At 45.2% G+C, this 21,450-nt stretch carries 21 protein-coding genes and 1 other RNA gene; 9 read left to right on the forward strand and 13 right to left on the reverse strand.

Annotated features, from left to right (window positions below):
* Positions 1-177: 177 nt before the first annotated feature.
* Both MHI14_RS20715 and MHI14_RS20720 read right to left on the reverse strand, forming a co-directional pair.
* Positions 178-420, reverse strand: a complete 243-nt coding sequence (locus MHI14_RS20715) for a ferredoxin (protein WP_091032191.1) — start codon at positions 418-420, stop codon at positions 178-180.
* A 117-nt stretch (positions 421-537) separates the two neighbouring features.
* Positions 538-1,839, reverse strand: coding sequence for a DNA polymerase IV (locus MHI14_RS20720; RefSeq protein ID WP_091032194.1), 1,302 nt, complete (start codon positions 1,837-1,839; stop codon positions 538-540).
* A gap of 530 nt (positions 1,840-2,369) precedes the next feature.
* Here MHI14_RS20720 and cimA point away from each other — a divergent pair.
* Complete coding sequence (cimA, locus tag MHI14_RS20725; RefSeq protein WP_100529309.1) at positions 2,370-3,989, forward strand: citramalate synthase; 1,620 nt, start codon at positions 2,370-2,372, stop codon at positions 3,987-3,989.
* A 120-nt stretch (positions 3,990-4,109) separates the two neighbouring features.
* Here cimA and MHI14_RS20730 read toward each other — a convergent pair whose 3' ends face one another.
* The gene (locus MHI14_RS20730) at positions 4,110-4,661 is read right to left on the reverse strand and encodes a TlpA family protein disulfide reductase (protein ID WP_091032198.1); all 552 of its coding nucleotides are present in this window, start codon (positions 4,659-4,661) and stop codon (positions 4,110-4,112) included.
* 227 nt (positions 4,662-4,888) lie between these two features.
* Here MHI14_RS20730 and MHI14_RS20735 point away from each other — a divergent pair, with 227 nt between their 5' ends.
* A complete protein-coding gene (locus tag MHI14_RS20735) occupies positions 4,889-5,380 on the forward strand; it encodes a M67 family metallopeptidase (protein ID WP_091032201.1) in 492 nt (163 codons plus the stop codon).
* Here MHI14_RS20735 and MHI14_RS20740 read toward each other — a convergent pair.
* From MHI14_RS20740 to MHI14_RS20750, 3 genes are read right to left on the reverse strand one after another with little or no spacing between them, the layout of a single operon-like run.
* Entirely contained in the window at positions 5,366-6,103 is a 738-nt protein-coding gene (locus MHI14_RS20740; RefSeq protein ID WP_091032202.1) for an exonuclease domain-containing protein, read from the reverse strand. The genes MHI14_RS20735 and MHI14_RS20740 overlap by 15 nt on opposite strands.
* Positions 6,100-7,185 carry a DUF294 nucleotidyltransferase-like domain-containing protein gene (locus MHI14_RS20745; protein ID WP_445670375.1) on the reverse strand — a complete coding sequence of 362 codons (1,086 nt, stop codon included), beginning with the start codon at positions 7,183-7,185 and terminating at the stop codon, positions 6,100-6,102. The genes MHI14_RS20740 and MHI14_RS20745 overlap by 4 nt, the downstream gene beginning before the upstream one ends.
* Before the next feature lie 41 nt (positions 7,186-7,226).
* Positions 7,227-8,627, reverse strand: a complete 1,401-nt coding sequence (locus MHI14_RS20750; RefSeq protein WP_036609643.1) for an ammonium transporter — start codon at positions 8,625-8,627, stop codon at positions 7,227-7,229.
* A gap of 352 nt (positions 8,628-8,979) precedes the next feature.
* On the opposite strand from MHI14_RS20750, the gene MHI14_RS20755 reads away from it, so the two are divergent.
* The gene (locus MHI14_RS20755) at positions 8,980-9,408 is read left to right on the forward strand and encodes a MerR family transcriptional regulator (protein WP_017689377.1); all 429 of its coding nucleotides are present in this window, start codon (positions 8,980-8,982) and stop codon (positions 9,406-9,408) included.
* Between the two features lie 28 nt (positions 9,409-9,436).
* Positions 9,437-10,117, forward strand: coding sequence for a zinc metallopeptidase (locus tag MHI14_RS20760; protein WP_036609646.1), 681 nt, complete (start codon positions 9,437-9,439; stop codon positions 10,115-10,117).
* 44 nt (positions 10,118-10,161) lie between these two features.
* On the opposite strand, the gene MHI14_RS20765 is transcribed toward MHI14_RS20760, so the two are convergent.
* Positions 10,162-11,073 carry a LysR family transcriptional regulator gene (locus MHI14_RS20765; RefSeq protein WP_062833647.1) on the reverse strand — a complete coding sequence of 304 codons (912 nt, stop codon included), beginning with the start codon at positions 11,071-11,073 and terminating at the stop codon, positions 10,162-10,164.
* Positions 11,074-11,142: 69 nt separating this feature from the next.
* The gene (locus tag MHI14_RS20770; RefSeq protein ID WP_036609651.1) at positions 11,143-11,769 is read right to left on the reverse strand and encodes a rhomboid family intramembrane serine protease; all 627 of its coding nucleotides are present in this window, start codon (positions 11,767-11,769) and stop codon (positions 11,143-11,145) included.
* Between the two features lie 148 nt (positions 11,770-11,917).
* Between MHI14_RS20770 and tpx the strand changes: the two genes are divergently transcribed.
* Complete coding sequence (gene tpx, locus MHI14_RS20775; RefSeq protein WP_036609653.1) at positions 11,918-12,436, forward strand: thiol peroxidase; 519 nt, start codon at positions 11,918-11,920, stop codon at positions 12,434-12,436.
* A gap of 72 nt (positions 12,437-12,508) precedes the next feature.
* Here tpx and MHI14_RS20780 read toward each other — a convergent pair whose 3' ends face one another.
* From MHI14_RS20780 to MHI14_RS20795, 4 genes are all read right to left on the reverse strand, one after another.
* The gene (locus MHI14_RS20780) at positions 12,509-12,901 is read right to left on the reverse strand and encodes a DUF1499 domain-containing protein (RefSeq protein ID WP_017689382.1); all 393 of its coding nucleotides are present in this window, start codon (positions 12,899-12,901) and stop codon (positions 12,509-12,511) included.
* A 181-nt stretch (positions 12,902-13,082) separates the two neighbouring features.
* A non-coding RNA gene (gene ssrS, locus MHI14_RS20785) (6S RNA) lies at positions 13,083-13,274 on the reverse strand.
* 51 nt (positions 13,275-13,325) lie between these two features.
* On the reverse strand, positions 13,326-14,138 hold the full coding sequence (locus MHI14_RS20790) for a YesL family protein (RefSeq protein WP_017689383.1): 813 nt from the start codon (positions 14,136-14,138) through the stop codon (positions 13,326-13,328).
* Positions 14,139-14,355: 217 nt separating this feature from the next.
* Complete coding sequence (locus tag MHI14_RS20795; protein WP_091017518.1) at positions 14,356-15,951, reverse strand: DEAD/DEAH box helicase; 1,596 nt, start codon at positions 15,949-15,951, stop codon at positions 14,356-14,358.
* A 304-nt stretch (positions 15,952-16,255) separates the two neighbouring features.
* Here MHI14_RS20795 and MHI14_RS20800 point away from each other — a divergent pair, with 304 nt between their 5' ends.
* The 4 genes from MHI14_RS20800 to MHI14_RS20815 all read left to right on the forward strand — a co-directional run bounded on the left by MHI14_RS20800 (position 16,256) and on the right by MHI14_RS20815 (position 20,342).
* Positions 16,256-17,077, forward strand: coding sequence for a YitT family protein (locus MHI14_RS20800; RefSeq protein ID WP_036609659.1), 822 nt, complete (start codon positions 16,256-16,258; stop codon positions 17,075-17,077).
* Positions 17,078-17,251: 174 nt separating this feature from the next.
* On the forward strand, positions 17,252-17,440 hold the full coding sequence (locus MHI14_RS20805; RefSeq protein ID WP_029880762.1) for a hypothetical protein: 189 nt from the start codon (positions 17,252-17,254) through the stop codon (positions 17,438-17,440).
* Positions 17,441-17,603: 163 nt separating this feature from the next.
* Entirely contained in the window at positions 17,604-18,785 is a 1,182-nt protein-coding gene (locus MHI14_RS20810; protein ID WP_133384236.1) for a putative glycoside hydrolase, read from the forward strand.
* Positions 18,786-18,989: 204 nt separating this feature from the next.
* On the forward strand, positions 18,990-20,342 hold the full coding sequence (locus MHI14_RS20815) for an MATE family efflux transporter (protein ID WP_091035014.1): 1,353 nt from the start codon (positions 18,990-18,992) through the stop codon (positions 20,340-20,342).
* A gap of 83 nt (positions 20,343-20,425) precedes the next feature.
* Here MHI14_RS20815 and pfkA read toward each other — a convergent pair whose 3' ends face one another.
* The gene (gene pfkA, locus MHI14_RS20820) at positions 20,426-21,397 is read right to left on the reverse strand and encodes a 6-phosphofructokinase (protein ID WP_091032214.1); all 972 of its coding nucleotides are present in this window, start codon (positions 21,395-21,397) and stop codon (positions 20,426-20,428) included.
* Positions 21,398-21,450: the final 53 nt, after the last annotated feature.

Below are 21,450 nucleotides of genomic sequence, written 5' to 3' on the forward strand. Positions count from 1 at the left end.
TATCGGCATAACCAGGCGTTGAATCCATAGGACTTGAGTACCCGGTGGAAAAAAGGGTTTTCGACAATAATCGTCCTTGATTCACATGTCATAAGATCACAGTTAAATGAAGACAAAAAAGCACCTTCCCTTGTCGTTAAGACAAAAGAAAGTGCTCTGTGTTCATTCAAGAAATACTTAACCCTCTTTATTGAAAGGCTCATCCGCTACTTTGATTGAATCTGTAGGGCAGCCATCGCATGCATCCTGCATATCGTCAAACAAGTCGTCTGGAATAGCTTTGATACCATGGTTAGCATCGCCGTCAAAGATAACTTCTGCCAAACCTTCATCATCGTAATCGTAGATGTCAGGAGCCGTTGCTCCACAAGCGCCACATGCGATGCATGTGTCTTTTTCAACCCAAGTATATTTACTCATTTACATTCTCTCCTCCTAAAATTCGAAACGTACAGTGTTTTTATCTAGAAACATATTAATACAAAGTAAGGATAATTACAAATCATTTTGCAACCACAAGTCTCTATTATCCCCTATTTAATCAAGACTTTGCAAGTTATCTTTTTGCAGGGAAGTACCGCGCACTTTATGATTACGAAGCAGCACGGAAGGATCGTCTCCAAGCATACCTGCGGTCACAACAGCATTCTCACCAAATTTATCACGTAACTGATCCATAATCCGAATCAGATTGTCCTTCTTGGGCTTCTGCTCATATTCGAACAAGTCCATCTGTACAGCGGATTCCTCTCTTGGAATCAGGTTCTGAAGTGTCACACCGAGCATGCGTACAGGCTTGCCACTACCCCAATGCTTCTCAAATAGTTTACAGGCCTCACGGTAAATGACCGTTGCATCCTCCGTAGGAACTTCCATCAGACGTGATCGGGTGATTGTCTTCATATCCGGTGTGCGGATCGTAATCTGAATCCCCTGGCTGAACATTTCGTGCTTGCGCAACCTTCTGGCTACCTGATCACTTATATTGAGGAATACCCGATGAATCTCATTCATATCCGATACATCCGCCGGTAAAGTGGTTGTATGCCCAATGGATTTATTGGCTTCCCGTTCCGCGTGAACTGCGGAATGGTTAATGCCATTCGCAGAATTTTTGAGCCATGTTCCATTAACTCCGAATAGTTCGGTCAACATGTTCTCATCCGACTGGGCCAATTGACCAATCGTTTCAATGCCCAGTTTTTTCAGCTTTTCAGCCGTTTTTTTGCCAATGCCAAACATCTCGTTGCATGGTCTGTGCCAAAGAATCCGGGGTACGTCCCTCATGCGTAAAATGGAGATACCGTTCGGTTTTTTCAGATCCGAAGCCATTTTCGCCAATAATTTGTTGGGTGCAATGCCAATGGAACATGGCAGCCCCAATTCATCCTTGATTCTACGCTGAATGCTCTCCGCAATCTCCATTGGATTCCCGAATTGCCTTGAACCTGTAATATCAAGATAACATTCATCAATGGATGTAGCCTCAAGTTGAGGGGTATAACTATACGCAATCTGCATGAAAGCTCTTGAATATTGACGATATAAATGAAAATCAGGACGAATCACAATGAGATCAGGGCACTTTTTCATGGCTTGGTGGACAACCATACCTGTTGAGATGCCTCGATTACGAGCGGCATATGAGCAGGTTACAATTACACCCTTTCGCAGTTCACTGCTGCCCGCAACGGCCGTTGCTTTTCCTCTATATAAATCTGGTTCCTCGGCTTCATGTACAGAGCAGTAGAAAGCATTCATATCGACATGCAGAATCACCCGTCCAGCTGTAGGGTAGTATTGATCCACATTCGCTGGAGGATTGCCGTCTGAAGACATCATGAACCCCCGCCCTTTCTTGCACACTAATTAATGAAACGAATTTCTTTCTTCTATAGTATATCAAACCCGTTATGTTAATTCAGTCACGAACATTTATTTTCTGCGAGAACTGATCAGAGACCGAATAATTAACCAGCCTACACTCACAAAAAGGATCAATGTGATCAGCGCAATAACCGTATTTTCCCATACAAAACTCAAAATCAACCCTCCTTTTCTTCCATATATTCCAATTAAAACTCAATAATAAATTATAACATACATCCGGATTATGATTAACATCCTTCTTTTTGCTCTAAAATCCGTTAATTGTTACATGAAACTGCGATTTCTATGTAGCATTTGGCTATAATGGTGCTATAATAATTAATTATACAAATTGACGACTTTAGGACAAATCAGCGCACCCAATTTAACACAGTGTAGCGTTGCCGAATCGAAGGATTCGTCCACTAACGTACTTAACAGCTTTCCCAACTTACAATCCAATCTTTTAAAAGAGCGCTTTATCTCAAAGGAGGATCTTCATGTCAAAGGCCATTTCCATCTTCGATACGACTTTACGTGACGGCACACAAGGGGAGGGTGTCAGCTTATCGGCAGACGACAAACTCAAAATTGCCAAGAAGCTTGATGACCTGGGTGTCCATTATATTGAAGGCGGAATTCCCGGCAGCAATACCAAGGACATTGAGTTTTTCAAAAGAGTCAAGGAATTAAACCTGAACGCAAAGGTTGTTGCTTTTGGCAGTACCCGCCGTAAAGGCAGCGTTGCTAGTGAAGACGCCAACCTGAAGCGCATGATCGAATCTGGTGCTCAGGCTGCAACTTTGGTCGGTAAATCATGGGACTTCCATGTGCATACCGCTTTGCAGACTACATTGGAAGAAAACTTGTCCATGATCTATGATTCCATCGCCTATCTGAAACAAAATGGTATGGAAGTGATCTTTGATGCAGAACACTTCTTTGACGGATTCAAACATAACCCAGAGTATGCTCAAGCGGTCTTGACCAAGGCTCACGAAGCTGGAGCGGACTGGCTCGTCATGTGTGATACCAACGGCGGGACCATGCCAAACGAGGTACATGAGATCGTATCCACACTGCATAGAAGCCTGCCTCATGCACATCTCGGCATCCATACACATAATGATTGTGAACTGGCTGTAGCCAACACACTCAGCGCTGTACAAGCCGGAGCCCGTCAGGTTCAAGGAACAATGAACGGTTATGGAGAGCGTTGCGGTAACGCCAATCTCGCGTCCATCATCCCGAACCTGCAACTGAAACTTGGCTATGAATGTGTTACTGAGGATTCCATGAGACAACTTACAAACGTGGCTCGTTATGTTAGCGAAATTGCCAATGTAAATATGCCGATTAATCAGCCTTATGTCGGCAATGCTGCTTTTGCTCACAAAGGTGGAATTCACGTCTCTGCCATCCTGCGGGATTCCCGTACCTATGAACACATCGTGCCTGAACTGGTTGGTAACAAACAACGTGTGCTGGTCTCGGAACTTGCCGGACAAAGTAACATTGTATCCAAAGCTCAGGAACTGGGGCTTGAGTTCGATCCAAGCAGTGCCAATTCACGTCAGATTATTGAGAAAATTAAAGACCTGGAGCATCAGGGTTACCAGTTCGAAGGTGCAGATGCTTCGCTTGAATTGTTAATTCGTGAAGCGAACGGTGACATGAAAGAATTGTTCACTTTTGAATCATTCAAAATGCTTGTAGAGAAAACGGCGGGAAAATCTGTTGTTTCCGAAGCTTTTGTCAAAGTGAATATCGCTGGAACAAGCGCTTATACCGCTGCTGAGGGCAATGGTCCGGTTAACGCACTCGATAATGCGCTTCGGAAAGCGCTGGTGCAATACTTCCCTTCACTTGCCAATATGCATCTGTCAGACTACAAAGTGCGTGTACTGGATGAGAAAGATGCCACAGCCGCCAAAGTTCGTGTATTGATCGAATCCAAAAATACGGAAAATACATGGAACACAGTTGGTGTATCCGAGAACGTAATTGAAGCAAGTTGGGAAGCTCTTGTACACAGTTTCCGCTATGCTTTGCTTCAAGAAAAATTGCAGGATGAGCCGGGCACACTCCCTATTCCTGCTCATGGGATAAGTAATCATTAAAGTGTATGTTCAAAAAAGGCTTTTTTTGAACAGGCTCTTAAAGCTTATTTCCCGGAAAATAAAAAGGAAGCCTCTGCACCCATGATTCATGGATGCAAAGGCTTCTTTCTTTGCAGAAAATTAATTCGCAATTAACTTTTCAATCTTACGCTCCAACTCTTTTTCGGGCAGTATGCCCAGAACAATCTCCTGTATAACTCCTCTGGAGTCAATCAGAACATTCGTTGGAAAAGCCACCCCATTGTATTGAGCATACACAGTCCCCTTCTCATCCAAGGGAATAGGGAATGTCAGTTGGTACTCATCCACAAAAGCTTTGGCATCTTTGAGTTTATCGTATGACGTTACATTAACCCCATACATGTCAAGCTTATCCTTGTATTTCGCAGCCATTCTGTTCAGCTCTGGAGCTTCCTGCTTACACGGCTCACACCAGGATGCCCAGAAACTGACGAACGTGGCCTTATCTTTGGCACCGCCCACACTGTACGTCTTTCCATCCATTGCTGTCAGAGAAAAAGCAGGTGCCAGAAGACCCGCACGTGGTCCCGTCTCTGTAGGCATCGGTTCTTCCTGCTTAAAGACGGCTGCAATGCCGTCACCCGCATTCTGGGCCAGTGCAATACCAACCAGCAAGACAACACCAAGGAGTATGTATATGTTTCGTTTCATAACCAGCCACCCTTTTATATAATTAGCATATTGAAACTGAAACCGTAATTTCTGCACATGCTAAGTGTTTTACCACGCTCTATCACAGTTCACCAGAACATGATTGCCAAATGTTCTCTTTATTATTGTACCCTTTTCCTTTAAAATTTTACAATCCGGATTACAGAAAATAAAATGAAAAAGGACTCCTGCCTAAGCAGGAGCCAAAGAGAGAGGGGTGAATACAAATGGCAGCACTTCACGGGCAGCAAAACGTCTTCTACATCCCTTCTTCCGTAGAACAAGAGATGTCAAAGCACATGTTCCTTTCGCTGCCGCAAGAAGCCTGCGGGGTTATGCTGGGTGAAACCGCAGCGGGCGGTATACGAATCAGTCGGTTTCAGCCCATTCGTAACGTAGCACCTGACCCGCTGCACCATTTTACTCTGGACGATGCCGAATGGATTCGGTGCGTATTCTCCGAGCCCAAGCTCATTGGCATCTTCCATTCTCATCCGGAGACCAGGCCTGTTCCTTCCTTAGAGGACTTGCAAGCTCTTCCGGCCTTCGCCGGTTTGCTTCAGATGTACCTCATCGGCTCACCCGACCTAACAAGCGGGTTGCGATCTCATATGCATCTGAACGGTTATCTGATTGAACCCTCGAAAAAACCGCAAGATCCGGCACACCGCGTTGTGCCTTCATACAATCTGCTTCCCGTTCCGTTATGCGTGACTTAGCTGGGTATACAAATCACCCAAGGTCTCCACATTTTTACGCATCATGTCCTCCAAATAACAGGACCATAATTGTGCAGTCATTTTGGAATCTTCCAGTGCATGGTGACGCCCATAGATCGGAATGCCTCTGGATTCCAGCAATTCATCCAGACCATACCCCGGCCTGCTCGGTTCAAGCCAGCGGGCCAACATCATCGTATCGATTAAACGATGTGTCAGCCTTACCTTTGAAGTCCGCCACAGAGCCGCATTCAGAAAAGCTCGGTCATGCGCACTTGCGTGCGCAATCAGAACATTTCCACCTACAAAAGACATGAAATCATGCAGCCCTTCCAGCAAAGTTGGTGCGTCCAGCGTCATCTCCTGCGTAATACCTGTAAGTTCAGTAATATGTTCCGGAACCGCAGTCTTGGACTGCACCACCGTATAGAACTGTTCTCCTTCCAGTACCACACCACCATGTATACGGACCGCACCAAATGAGATAATCTCATCCCCATGCTGGGGCGAAAAACCCGTCGTTTCCAGATCAAATACAACTGCGTCCAGCTCATTTAGAGGCGTATGCAGAACCTCAGGTCTGCGCTGTTCTCTCATCATAGAGCGGATAAACGCCATGTGTTGCGCCGTAGGGGCTCCCATAATGGAAGCGATGGCGGAAGGAACCCCTCCCTGACGCAGCGAATTCCAGAATCCTGTATTGCCCCTTGCCGGCTCTCTCATGGACGTCTCCTTTCTGCAAAACGCAACTGTCTTTGCAAAGCACGATGCACTCGTCGTACCAACCCGAGCGTATCCCTGAGCTCATAATGAATCTGCTTTTGTTTCATCTGTTTCTCATCCAGGAACCCACTGCTATGTTGCAAATCCCCTTGGATGACAACCGGTGTACTTCGGCGAAACTTCAAAGCGGCTAAGAAGGCCCGCTGGCATGCATCCAGTAATGTAAATGGAACAGCTTCAAGTGAATTCAATCTCTCCATTCTTTTTAACGTCGATGACTCCTTGATCCCATGTTGCAAAGCCAAATAACGGGCACTGTTCACCAGCGGAATGTACAAACCATACTTAACATCAAATCCGCCTGCATGTTCACCAAATCGTTCTGTGACCACACGTCCAAGTACATTTAATGTAGCTTTATGTTTAACCGTATTGCGAAGAACTGCATCCGAAAGTTCAGGAACCAGTCTGAACTGTTCATAAAAACTCGTGATCCATTCCTCCGCCAGACTTTGCTCACCTGCAACAAAACGCATGTCTGAAGCAATAATGAGATTACGAACGGGCTCCCAATTCAGATCCGAGCTCCAATCTGCTAATTGATGCTTCCATGACGCCAGCGTTTTTCTCCAGAGTGGCTCAGAGCACATGACTTTGCCTTCGCATTTGGCGTAACCAAGCTCTTCCAACATATCCGTCATTCGCTGTCCGAGCTGAGCAAAATATTCCTCTTTACCTTCATGCGGAGTATCGCTAATGATCATGCCATTATCCTGATCACTCCATAACGTTGCTTCTTCCCTGCCGGAACTGCCAAATACGATAAAGGCATAGGGGACGGGAGGTTGGCCGAAGCCTTCCTCAACCATCCCCTGAATGCATAACTCTACTGCTTTCCGTGCAATCCGGTCATGCAGTTCATTTACCGTTTGGTACCACTCGATCGGCGACAAGGAAGCGGACAACAATTCCTGGAGCTCGTTCTGTAATATCACACGTGCCTGGCGCAGTTCTTGAGAAGACACCGCACCATCGATTCCCTGATAAGACCAGGAATAGTTTGTATACGAGATGGGTTCCATCATGTCCAGCCTCCTTGAAGCATGATTCAGCATCATTCACCTCAGGAGCTGAACGTACCACCATTGGATTTAGAATCTACATTTTTCATTTGTTCAGGGTATCCGTAAGTACCGTGCTCACTGATATCCAAACCCATTGTTTCTTCTTCTTCAGTAACACGGATGCCCATGATTGCTTTCATTCCGCCCAGAATAATGAAGGACATTACCAGTACGAAGGCAAAAGCACCTGCCAGACCGAGAAGCTGTACGCCCAATTGGTGGAATCCACCGCCATAGAACAGACCCGCTTGACCTACACCAGCATTCTCGGCAAGTTCAGGAGTAGCGAACAAGCCCGTGGAGATCGCACCCCACATACCCGCAATACCATGCACGGAGAAAGCGTAGATTGGATCGTCAATTCCTTTACGATCGAAGTACTGTGCTGTGAAGAATGTGATGATACCCGCCAGAGCACCGATAACCAGCGCTGCCCAAGGTTCAACGAATGCACATGCTCCTGTAATTGCAACGAGTGCCGCAAGCACACCGTTTAACATGCTAGGAATATCAGACTTACCAAGTACTGCCCATGAGATCAACAGCGCAGCAACACCACCGGCTGCAGCAGCTACGTTAGTAGTTAATGCAACATAACCGAAGAATCCATCCCCCATGGCAGATAATGTACTACCTGGGTTGAATCCGAACCAACCGATCCAGAGGATAATAACCCCGAGTACGGAATACACTTGGTTGTGACCTGGAATGATGTTAGGTTTGCCGTCTTTGTTATATTTACCAATACGTGGTTTCAACAAGATGGTCGCTACCAATGCTGCAGTCGCACCAGTCAAGTGAACAACCGTCGATCCTGCAAAGTCTTGCATACCCAGCTCAGCCAACCAGCCGCCGCCCCATACCCAGTGAGCAACAACCGGATACATGATAATGGTATAAAGAGTACCGAAAACAATATATACGCTCATCTTTGCACGTTCAGCCATACCACCGCAGGCAATGGCCAGAGATACCGCCGCAAAGGCGAGGTGGAATACGAATTTAATAGTCAGTGGAACATCGGAGAAAGCCAGTGATTCGAAGGAAGCAGCCATCTTGTCACCACTCAGGAAGAATCCTGTTGTTCCAAAGAAGCTGTTACCATTACCGAAACCAAGACCGAAACCCAAAGCCCAGAAGGCAATAACTGAAATTCCCAATGTCAGGATGGTCTTACCCGCAATGTGTCCTGCATTCTTCATTCGTGTTGAACCCGCTTCGAGTAAAGCAAATCCCCCTTGCATCAAGAACACCAGTACAACAGCCAGAAACGTAAAGGCTGAGTTCAAACCACTTTGAAGTTCAATGTTAGTCGGACCCTCCGCAGCCGCAAATGCGCTGACCGGAAAAGCGAACAAAGTAAGCATTACTAACATGGAAACCAACCATTTCTTTCTCATATACCCCACTCCCTCTTATGTTAAGTTTCTTCACATAACGTGAAACTCTTAATGTCATTATAAGCAGAAGAGAGGAAAGTTGACAAGAGTATTTTCATCAAAACTGAAAATTATTTCTGGGAATAAAGTCATACGTCTTTTTCTTGCACTTAAGTACATAATCACATTCTATGAGTACATAGATATAGAAATGCAGTATGCTGATTGCCAAAGCATAACGTTTGACTGTACGGTTAAAGATCATGTATCATACTTATTAGTAAGAAAAATTGGGCGTAGTCTAGAAATTCACAAGTGGAAACTACAATTCCCTACATTTGAACTTGCAAGCGAGGTGAATATCATTGGGGATATGAAACTTTTTCGGATTGGCGAACTTGCCAAGACCGCTGGTGTTAGTGAACGGACGATTGATTATTACACAAAGCTTGGACTAATCGCTCCCGAAGAACGTACACAAAAAAATTATCGTCTCTATAGTAATGAAACTTTAACGAGGCTTGAACGTATTGTACAGATGAAACAAGAGAAGTATAGTCTCGACGAGATTAAGCAATCTCTTGAGAAGTGGCGTCTGGTTAGTACAGAAGAACAAGTTGCCAGCAAACTGACAACGTTGGAGCTTCATGTACAACAACTTGAGCGAGAGGTTAACGAACTCAAACCGCTACTTGGAGAGATGAAACCTGTACAAGCACGTAAAATGATGGCAGGACTCCTCACCAAAAGTGCCGGTACAATGGAGGCACTAAAAATCTTGCTTGAGAACACCATGATGTAGCTTATTTTTAGAAAGCGGAGGAATGAATATGAGTTTTAATAACGGTATGTTCGTATTGATCATTATCGCCTTTTTGCTCTCTTTATGGGCGCAATTTCGCGTTAAAGGTACGTTTAGACGTTGGTCGGAGGTACCGAACCAGAACGGAATGACTGGTTACGATGCCGCTCGCCAGATGCTTGATGCTAACGGCCTGCACGATGTTCCAATTGAACCTGTACGCGGCACGCTCTCTGATCACTATGATCCGATCAATCGGGTTGTACGTTTATCAGAACCAGTATATTATGAAAACTCAATCTCAGCTGTTTCGGTAGCGTGTCACGAAGTTGGCCACGCCATTCAGCATAAAGAAAGTTATCCGATGCTGGCACTGCGTCACCGGATCTTCCCAATTGTGAACTTTGCATCCGGATTAGCTCCATTCCTGTTGATTGCAGGATTCATCTTCAATGCCATGAACCTTGTAGGTATCGGTATCATCTTCTTCTCCGTAACTGTAGCATTCCAACTCATCACTTTACCGGTTGAGTTCAATGCAAGTAATCGCGCTAGAGAGATTATGGTATCCGAAGGGTACATTCGTAATGAAGAAGAAAAAGGTGTTGCAAAAGTTCTGAATGCCGCAGCCTTGACTTATGTTGCTGCAGCGTTGATCTCACTGCTTGAGTTGATTCGTTACATCGGAATCTTCAACAGCCGCGATTAATCAGATACCTAATACAAGAAAAAACAAAAAACAATACCCCACCGTTAATCGGATGGGGTATTGTTTTGTTGTAAACCAAAATAATGAAGCAAAAATGAACGAAAGGACTGGGCAACCAGCGGCAGCTTGTCATCCGCACGGTGAATTAACCCAATGGTCCGTGTTACTTTGGGATGAGAGATGGCCACATGTGCCGGTTGCAACGGGTTCGTCTGGAATAACGCCATCTCAGGCAGCAGACTGACCCCCATGCCCGCAGCAACCAATCCGCGGATAGTGTCGGTCTCTTCCCCTTCAAAAGCAATCTTGGGTGTAAAACCAGCTTCCAGACAGGCATGCCACACAATAGGACGAAGAGAATAACCTTTGCTAAACAATACAAATTTATCATCCTTGAGCTGTTCAAGCGCAATTGTCTCTTCACCAGCTAACGGGTGATTGGGGGGAAGGATGGCATGTAATTCTTCCGTAAGTACAATATCACCATCTACTTGATCATGCTTCTCTGGAAAAGGAGAAATAAATGCCAAGTCTACCTCACCCGATAACACATCACGAATCAGTGTAGGGAACATCCCCTGCTTAAATCTGAATTTCACGTTGGGGTAGCGCTGACGGAAAGCAGCCACCACGGAAGGAATGAGATGAATCCCCAGGCTATGCGGAAATCCAATTCGAATCTCCCCATGCTCCGGGTCCAGAAACTCATGAACTTCCCCGACTGCCTTGTCCAAATCTTTCAAGATACCTTCAATTCGTTTGCAAAAAAGCTGCCCTACTGCAGTCAACTGCAGATTTCGTCCCTTTTGCATAAAAAGATCCACGCCCAGTTCTTCTTCCAGCTGATGAATCTGACGACTCACCGCCGACTGTGCCACATGCAACTCTTCAGCAGCCTGTGTTACATGTTCCTTCTGTGCCACTTTCAAAAAGTAATGCAACTGTCTTAATTCCACTCGCCTGATCGCTCCAATCTGTTATACCCTACTTATCCTTGATTGCATTCCATCTTGAGAACGTTCTGACTACCGCTTTAAGCTACGGGGTTTCCACAACCTGATCAACAGTCCGTAAATAAAGAATCCACCCAACAATCCTCCGAGGTGAGCCATCCAATTGATGCCCGACATGGCGAAGGAGAATATGATTCCGAACAAAAGCAACGTGTACATCGTTTTGCGCGAAGCCTCATCCATCATCGTTCGCTGGAACAGTGCTACATACAGGAATGCACCATAGACAGCATAGATCGCTCCTGAAGCCCCTACCGAGATGGTAATACTCCCAACGGAGTTGTACCACGCAACAGCAAGAATATTACCCAATACACCGCCACCCAGGTACAATACACCATACCTTACCGACCCGAGCAACCGCTCCATCGGTGGTGCAAATACGATTAACGCAAAGCTGTTAAACAATAAATGACTGAAGCCCGCATGCAGGAACATGGATGTAATGTAACGCCACCATTCATGTGCGAACAGTTCATGATTCGTGAGTGCCCCAAATTTCAGCAGCACCATATTGTTCGTTGATCCACCGTTCACCGTTAATACAATAAACATGACTACATTGGCAATTAAAAAAAGCGACGTCAAAGGGAAATACTTCAAATAACCTTTCCAGTTCTCATAGCGAATAAATATCATAAATTTCTTCTTTCACTCCACCCTGTTCAGATCGGACTTACATCTCTGATCCATCGTAATGGTACATGCCCGAATTGGACAATGCCTTTCATAAAAGATTATAATGGATTTTGGCACGGATCACCAATTTATAAGGAGGAACATTATTATGACACAAGAACGTACAGGCGCAGCCACATTTAAAGGCAACCCTATTACATTGATCGGACCCGAACTGAAAGTGGGCGATCAAGCACCTGATTTTACACTGAGCAAGAACCTGGTTGAGGATGCTTCCCTGAAAGACTTCGCAGGCAAAATCAAATTAATCAGCGTTGTTCCTTCCCTGGATACTGGCGTATGCGATGCGCAAACTCGTCGTTTCAACGTGGAAGCTGGAGAACTCGGAGACAATGTTGTTGTCTTGACAGTCAGCGTTGACCTTCCGTTCGCTCAGGCCCGTTGGTGTGGAGCAGCTGGTGTTGACCGCGTAGTTACATTGTCAGACTACAAAACACGTTCTTTCGGTGAAGACTACGGCGTTCTGATCAAAGAATTCCAACTCGACATGCGCTCCATTTTTGTTTTGGATGCCGAAGACCGGATTACATATGTGGAGTATTTGCCTGAAATGACAGACTCCCCTAACTTCGAACAAGCAATTGCTGCTGTAAAAGCTTTGCTGTAGAAGTTATCATACGTTCAGAACAAAAGCGAGGAAGGTTAACCTTCACTCGCTTTTTGTTATTTATCATCTATTTCAATCATTTGCTTTATACTTGCTTAGCTTTTTATCGAGTACAGAGAATAAATTCATAATCGTGCGATAATTGGAACCCAAGTCTCCAAGTGAACCACGTGAAGCTGAATACATATCCACCGCACTACGAACAGGACTTACCGAGATAATGGAAACTGTAATATCCATCGTCCGTCCAAAGGTAGTCCGCTTCTCCAGAATAACTTCTCCAACAGAAGGCACTTCATGCAGCACTTTATAACCCGGAATCTTTTTGAGTGTCGAAGAGACCTCTTCCCAGGCTCTGTCTTTGGATAAGTTATAATACCGTGTTTTTAATTTGGGATCCTTGGCTCGATCGCTGGTCCCCTCCATGCTGCGGATGATACCGACGAGCGTTCTCTTTAAGGTCAAGACCCTTCCTCCTTTGAATGTAACCGTTCCATTTATGTATCTTAGTGTAACATTGTTCAAGTAGTAACAAAAGGGCAAGCATCATATTTATCGTAAAACCAATCAAAAACATTCATTACAACTTAAAAACACCCTGAAATTCCTTCTGAAGAGGAAAAGTCAGGGTGCTGTACATAAGATTTAGGAACCCGCCTATGCCGTCCGGCTACATTGTCTTATGAACCTGCTTGGCAGGTGGGTGACCGCAAAAATGCTTTTTGAAGTCCCCATGTCGTATAGACAGGGCTTTTCAGCAACATTCTGTGTTGATCTCCCGAAGACATCATCATTGGTTCAAAACAACGAATAACCGAAACGTACATCGCAGGATGTACAATTATTATATCCCTAACTGTGTAAAAAGTAAATGGCGATCCATCATGTTTTATTTTTGCAATGTAATGTTTTTGTCGTCTGATGGCTCAGATGTTTCACCATTCTCTGCTGATTGTTCAGCCAGCGCGGCAGCTTCCTCTTCTTCCTTCTTCAGCTGCATCTTCTCCATCTGCTCCTGCATCTTGTTGAAGGTTGCGTAGAAGTTAAAGAAAGCGAACCAAGCAATGATGCTGATAATGAAGAAAACGAACAAGACCGGATAACGGAAACCGATGTAGAACAACAATCCGCTTCCCAGCAATGTGGAAAATACACGGAATGGTCTGATCAGCGTAAGCAATACCGCGTTTTTGATAATGAGTCCGATGGACATATGATAGTGTACAACCATCGAGAAAAAGTTAAAGAGTGATACAAATAACAAGAGAAGCAGTACTAACATGATGATTCCCACGAGCTGCATATTGCGGAACTGCGTCATGTACACTGTATAATCCAGATACATAATCGCGAACAGCAGTGTGTAAAAAATGCCCCCAATTAAACTTTGCTTGTAGTTTTCCTTGTAACCTACAAAGAAAGTACGGAAGATCGGTACATCCGTATCGCCCATATTCCATTTACGAACAACCGTAAACAGCGCCGAAGTCGCCGGGAACAGTGTAAGCGGTGCCACAATAGCTATAGCCCAGTTCATTTGCAATGATTCGTTTGCGAGGTTCTGCTGCATCACGAGCAGTTTCATAATCAAGAAAAACAAGAACGGAGACGAACAAATAGCCCACAACAGATTGGTTGCGGCCAGTCTCGTAATCCACTCTGTAAGCCGGTAGATCCCACCCATAGCTCCTTTAAATTCCAAACATTTCTCCTCCTCTGCAGCCTTGCTTATTACCTGAAGTCTAATATTAATATACCTTATTATAGATAGGAAAAGCCAGTACTTCCCGAAAAGAGATCGTCATTGTCCTTAACTAGCGCTTCTAGCCGCTTCTGGCAGTGAAATAAATGATGCAGTAATTTTGAAAATAAAAAAATGGAGCAGTTGCCCGCTCCATTTTTCAGATTATACGTTTATATTACTCGAAAGAAGAATCTTTCGCTGGACGACGTCCTTCGTTACTGCTTGGACGCGGTTTGCGGTCACGGTTGTAACCACCTTCTCTGCTTCCACCGCCAGTGCTGCTGCCGCTGTTACGATCACGGTTGTAACCGCCACGTCCGCCACCACTGCTGTTGCGATCGCGGTTGTAACCACCACCACTACCGCCGCTACCACTTGTGCGGTTACCGCTGTAACCTGATGGTTTACGTCCGCCAGAGCGAACATCCGGTTTACGACGTTTTGCACGGATTGGATCTTCAGGAGTCAGATCAACTTGAGCATCTTTCTTGTCACCTGTCAGGAGCTTCAGTGCAGCCGACAACAGTTGAACAGAATCATATTGCTCAAGCATTTGAATCGCAATACCTTTGTATTCGTTCAGTTCACCTGATTGTACGATTTCCAGCAAGCGCTCTGCTGTCAAACGTTGTTTACCTTCAACCGCTTCTGCCATTGTTGGCAGTGGTTTACGTGGAATACGGTGACGTGTTACACGCTCGATGAAGTGCAAGTGATCAATCTCACGCGGTGTAACGAAGGACCAAGCAGCACCCTCTTTACCCGCACGACCTGTACGACCGATACGGTGAACATAACTCTCCGGATCTTGCGGAAGGTCAAAGTTAACAACGTGAGTTACACCAGATACGTCGAGACCACGTGCAGCCACGTCTGTTGCAACGAGTACGTCAATGCTGCCGTCACGGAACTTACGCATTACCGCATCACGTTGATTCTGGGACAAGTCACCATGAAGACCGTCTGCAGAATATCCACGTTTTTGCAAAGCTTCAGCCAATTCGTCAACACGACGTTTTGTACGTCCGAATACGATCGCCAGTTCAGGAGATTCCATATCCAACAAACGGCTTAATGCTTCGAATTTTTGACGCTCAGGTACTTCGATATAGGATTGGTCAATCAATGGTGCACTAACATGTTTCGGAATCACAGAAATGTGTTCAGGATTGTTCAAGAATTGTTGTGCCAATTTTTGAATGTTAGGAGGCATTGTTGCTGAGAACAGCATGGTTTGACGCTCGTCTGGAACTTGTTTCAGGATGGATTGGATATCCTCCATGAAACCCATGTCGAGCATTTCATCTGCTTCATCCAGTACAACAGTTTGTACATCATCTAGTTTGATTGTTTTGCGGTTGATGTGGTCAAGGAGACGTCCAGGTGTACCAATGATGATCTGTGGTTTTCTTTTCAGTGCACGGATTTGACGCACGATATCTTGTCCGCCGTAGATTGGCAGGGAGCGAAGACCTTTGAAGCGAGTGAGTTTTTCGATCTCTTCAGCAACTTGAATGGCAAGTTCACGTGTAGGTGCCATAATAAGGGCGCGGATTTTCTCATCACTTTTTGTGATTTTGCTGATCAACGGAATACCGAATGCAGCTGTTTTACCCGTACCTGTTTGAGCTTGACCAATCAAATCTCTGCCTTCGAGTGCCAAAGGAATCGCTTTGGATTGGATCGGTGTTGCTTCTTCAAACCCGAGCTCAGTGATGGCTTGCAGCACCAGTGGTTCAAGATTGAAATCTGTAAAGTTTAAATTTGTCAAAATTATTCATGCTCCTTTTATATGGTGGACATGGTGGACAATCCACTTTGTTGTCTGTATTCTTAAGTAGCGTTAATATTTATAGGGTATCCCAACGGGACGAATTATTTTCATAACGAATATAATTCCATGAATGGGTCCCCAACATAAGACTAAAACTACATACATGTGTTTGAAACATTTCAAAATTTTATTGCTCCATTTAGGAAAAGTTTCCTACTCAAGAATATCCACAAATTATTATATCACAAAACAATTCAAGATTACCAGCAATCTGGTTTTAAATATAAATGAGGTGATTAAATTGCCCAAAATAATTTGGCACTCTTTAGTGATCATTTTGGGTGCTGCAGCTATTGCCTGCGGCTTTAACTGGTTTTTGGTCCCCCATCAGCTTTTAAGCGGCGGGGTGTCCGGTATTTCAATGCTTCTGGGTTATTTTACAACGTTGAATCTTAGTATAATGTATTTTGTTCTTAACATTCCCCTGCTCATTGCAGGTTGGTTTATTCTTGGACGACGCTTCATTACATTAAGTATTCTTTCGGTAGCAGCCACCTCCTGGTTCATTGCGCTTCTGCCTGTTTTTGCTGTGGCTACAGACCCTTTACTTAGCTCTGTATTTGGCGGTGTGCTTATTGGAATGGGCACTGGTGTTTCCTTCCGAGTCGGCGGCTCCACAGGAGGACTCGACATTGTTGGGTCCATTTTCACGCGTAAACGAGACTTTCCGATAGGTACAGTGATGGCCGGTATGAACGGTACGATCATTATGCTTGCAGGATACCTGAGTGACAATTGGAATACAGCCTTGGCCTCCATGGTATCCATCTACATCACAGGCAAAGTGCTTGATCTGATCCATATCAGTCACGTCAAAGTAACACTGTACATCATTACAAACGAAACCGAAGCCATGTTAAAAAAATTACTTGTTCGGCCTCGTGGAGTTACCAAAATTAAGACTCAGGGAGCATACACGGATATTGAAAAGGACATGCTCATGACCGTAACTACCCGCTACGAGTTGGTTGAAATTAAACGTATTATCAAGGATACAGATCCAAACGCTTTTGTTAACATTGTGGAAACGGTTGGTGTTATGGGTTCATTTCGCAGAAGTTGAGACACCTGTACGGTTAACAATTCACAACATTGTGGTATAATAACGGTGTACGGCTCCTAAATATGTTGTATAGCAGGTTCAACCCTTCAATTTCACAGGCCATATGCTTTCCCGAATCGCGCCGAATGACTTACCATTTTGGAATTCGAGTAGGAAAGGGTGATTATTGTGGATATGGAAACGGTAAAACTGTTTGAGATTGTCAACAGATGGTGCCCGGAAATGCTCCCTTTCTTGAAACCGAATGAACTCGACTCACTGATTGTCCTCCGGGATGGGCTGGGCATCCTGGAACAGGGAGACGCAATGGAAATCATTCAGTACAGTATTTGTGAGCATCAAAATGAGATTTACATTCAATAATTTTTTTCAGATTGATCACGCCGCTTCTTGCAGGGGATTTCCTCAGCAGGAAGCGGTTTTCATTTTTTCCATGTGTTTCATTACTTGATTAATATGGTTAAAAGCCCAGAGGCTTTAATGTATAATTCATACATGGAATGCACACATAAGGGAGTGGAAATGAATGAACATGTTTTGGGCTTTACTGGCTATGGCCTTTGGAAGCTTTGGTGGTGCCCCCGCAGTGGCAGACCAGGGAAACCCTCAATTCCAATCGTTAACCAACAGTTTTAACACCGCAATTATTCAATCTCAAAAAGATCAGGTTGTTATCGATGCCGATAACCCACCTGCCAAAATTGATCCTCAACCTGATGCACCTGTGGTCAAAGGTATTTATGTAACGGCCTACAGCGCAGGCGGCGCACGTATGAAAGAATTGCTGGAACTGACAGACAGCACAGAACTGAATGCCATGGTCATTGATATCAAAGACGATCTCGGATACATAACTTACCCCACAGAAAACAAAGCGCTTCAGAAAATGGGTAAATCCCAACCTTTTATTCGGGATATCGATGCCTTGATGAAACGATTGCAAAAACATGAGGTCTACCCGATTGCACGTGTCGTTGTATTCAAAGATACGATTCTTGCCAAGAAAAATCCGGAGCTCTCCTTCCGTAACAAGGATGGATCTGTCTGGGCTAATGGCAAAGGCGACAGCTTTGTGAATCCGTACAGCAAGGAAGTATGGGACTATAACATTGAGATTGCCAAGGAAGCTGCCAAGCTTGGATTTAAAGAGATTCAATTTGACTATGTTCGTTTCCCGGAAGGTTTCGAAACTCGAGCCGATGTACTGAAATATACCAAATCCGACAAGTCACGAGTGGATGTTGTGGCTGAATTCGTGCAATATGCACGCAAGGAGTTGGCCCCGCTAGGGGTCCGTGTCTCAGTTGATATTTTCGGTTATGCCGCTTCTGTACCTGCGGCTGAAGGCATTGGACAGGATTTTGTTAAAATATCCGAAAACGTGGACGTGATCTCACCGATGGTATACCCTAGTCACTATTCAACTGGCTGGTATGGGGTCAAGGACCCTGACAAAGATCCTTACACAACCATCAAGGGCTCAATGGAAGATACACACAAGAAACTAGACCCTACCAAAGAACTCAAACCCGTCATTCGTCCGTGGATTCAGGACTTCACAGCAAGCTGGCTGGGCAGTGGGCATTATATCAAGTATGGCAAGAAACAAGTGGAAGACCAGATTAGAGCGATGAAGGACATGGATGTGCATGAATATCTGCTCTGGAATGCGTCCAACCGTTATACATCAGGTGTACAATATAAGTAATCCGCACTCTTTCATACTTTTCATTTCATCCAACCTCGTTCTGCTTGAAGCGGAGCGGGGTTTTTTGGTGTTCATTTTTCTCTGTACACCCCTACTCTGCTTCTGTCCCTATTCAAATTGAACAAAATCCTCTACAATAAGTAGCTGTCCATATATGACACTTGGATGACATCTCTTTAGAATAGCGAGGCACTGCCATTGAACATGAACACAACAAGTTTTTCCCAAAAAGTGAAGCAATTCCTGATTATATTTTTGCCCATCTTCACCACTCAAATCGCCCTCTCTGCCATGTCGTTCTTCGACACCAATATGTCAGGCAAGTTTTCTCCGGCCGACCTTGCAGGAGTTGCAATTGGTACAAGTCTATGGATGCCAGTTCAAACTGGACTAAGCGGGATTCTAATTGGCATAACGCCTGTTGTTTCCCATCTGCTGGGTTCCAAACGTAATGATCAGATCGGGTATAACGTCATCCAGGCGTTGTATCTCGGGATTGCTGTCAGTCTCGTAGTGATCGGAGCCGGGGCGTTGTTACTTGGCCCTATACTGAACGGAATGCCTCTTGAACCCCGAGTTGCCCAAGTTGCCTTCTATTTTTTGTGCGCACTTGCTTTTGGCATTATCCCGCTCTTCGGATATACGGTGCTGCGCAGCTTCATGGATGCGCTGGGCCAGACAAGGACTACGATGTTCATTACGTTGGTTTCCCTGCCCGTTAACATCTTTCTAAATTATCTGCTGATATTCGGCCGCTGGGGCTTTCCACAATTGGGTGGTGTTGGTGCTGGTGTTGCTACAGCATGTACATACTGGCTGATCTTTCTTATTAGTCTCTGTTTTGTCCATCGGGTCGAACCTTTCGCTCAGTATGGCATTTTCCGTCAATGGACCCGTGTATCATTGTCCAAATGGAAAGAGTTACTTAAGATTGGAGTGCCCATCGGATTTGCGACTTTTTTCGAAACGTCCATCTTCGCTGCTGTGACTTTAATGATGAGCCGTTTCGATACCACAACAATTGCTGCCCACCAGGCGGCGCTGAATTTCGCTTCTACGCTCTACATGTTGCCTGTGAGCATATGTATGGCTCTTACGATCCTTGTGGGCTATGAGGCAGGTGCGGGACGTCTGAGAGATGCCAAACAATACAGTCTGCTTGGAATTGGTGGAGCCATCGGCCTCTCACTGCTGACAGCGATCGTGTTGATTGTGTTCGGCGAACAGATTGCAGGCGTGTATTCAAACGATCGAGAGGTCATTGCACTTACGCAGCATTTCCTCATCTACGCCATTTTCTTTCAGATCTCTGATGCGATTGCTACACCGACCCAAGGAGCATTGCGTGGCTACAAAGACGTTAATCCGGCACTAATCATCACGTTCGTAGCGTATTGGATCATTGGCTTGCCTGTAGGTTATCTAACTGCTACGTATACTTCACTCGGTGCCTTCGGATACTGGATCGGCCTCATTGCCGGCCTTGCTGTAGGAGCAACAGCGCTTCTCTGGAGACTCTTCCTGGTACAAAAACAAGCCGTACTCCGCAAGGCGTAGTATTAATATACTCACTCTGTGAAACAACAAAAAGAGCACAATCCACGTTAATGCGGGATTGTGCTCTTTGTTTTTGAATCGAATTATTGGGACAAACGTTGTGCGAGCTGGTACGTTTCCATATCGAAATCTTTTTTTGTGTTAACCACTTTATCAATATCTGTCAGGGTAAGTTCACCCTTAATAATGCCACAACCTTTGTCTGTCTCGCCTGCGATCAGACTACGAACAGCGAAGTCGCCAAGACGACTTGCCAGGTTACGGTCGAAAGGTGTTGGCGTACCCCCACGCTGAATGTGACCCAGAACGGTTACACGTGGCTCATACGTTGGGCAACGTTCCATCAGTTCTTTTGCTACATCCTCACCTTTGCCTACGCCTTCTGCAACGATGATAATACTGTGACGTTTGCCATGTGCAAAGTTAGCTTTCATCCGATCTGCTACTTCGTCCATGTCAAATGGAACTTCTGGGACAAGAATCGTTTCAGCACCGGAAGCAAGTCCGGCATGCAGAGCGATATCTCCACAGTGGCGACCCATAACTTCAACGATGGAAGAACGTTCGTGTGAAGACATCGTATCACGTAATTTGTTTACTGCATCAACTACTATGCTTACAGCTGTATCAAATCCGATGGTATAGTCGGTGAAAGAAACATCGTTATCAATCGTTCCTGGCAGACCCATGGTGTTAATGCCCAGCTTGCTCAGTTTATTCGCTCCGTTGTAGGAACCATCCCCACCGATAACAACCAGACCATCAATGCCACGCGCACGCAGAATGTCCGCACCTTTTTGCTGACCTTCAGCGGTATAGAACTCCTTGCAACGTGCCGATTGAAGAACCGTTCCCCCACGTTGGATGATATCCCCTACACTCCGCAAATCCATTGGGAAAATGTCATTATTCAAAAGACCCTGGTATCCACGTTGAACTCCAAATACTTCGAGACCGTGAAACAGTCCGCTGCGAACAACCGCACGAACAGCCGCGTTCATCCCCTGTGAATCACCACCGCTCGTTAATACTGCGATTTTCTTTACTGCTGTCATGATGTTTCTTCCTCCTCTAGTTTCACTTCAGGCTCCGCAATATCACACCTGAC

Source organism: Paenibacillus sp. FSL K6-2393 (genome assembly GCF_038002545.1).
Taxonomy (GTDB): domain Bacteria; phylum Bacillota; class Bacilli; order Paenibacillales; family Paenibacillaceae; genus Paenibacillus.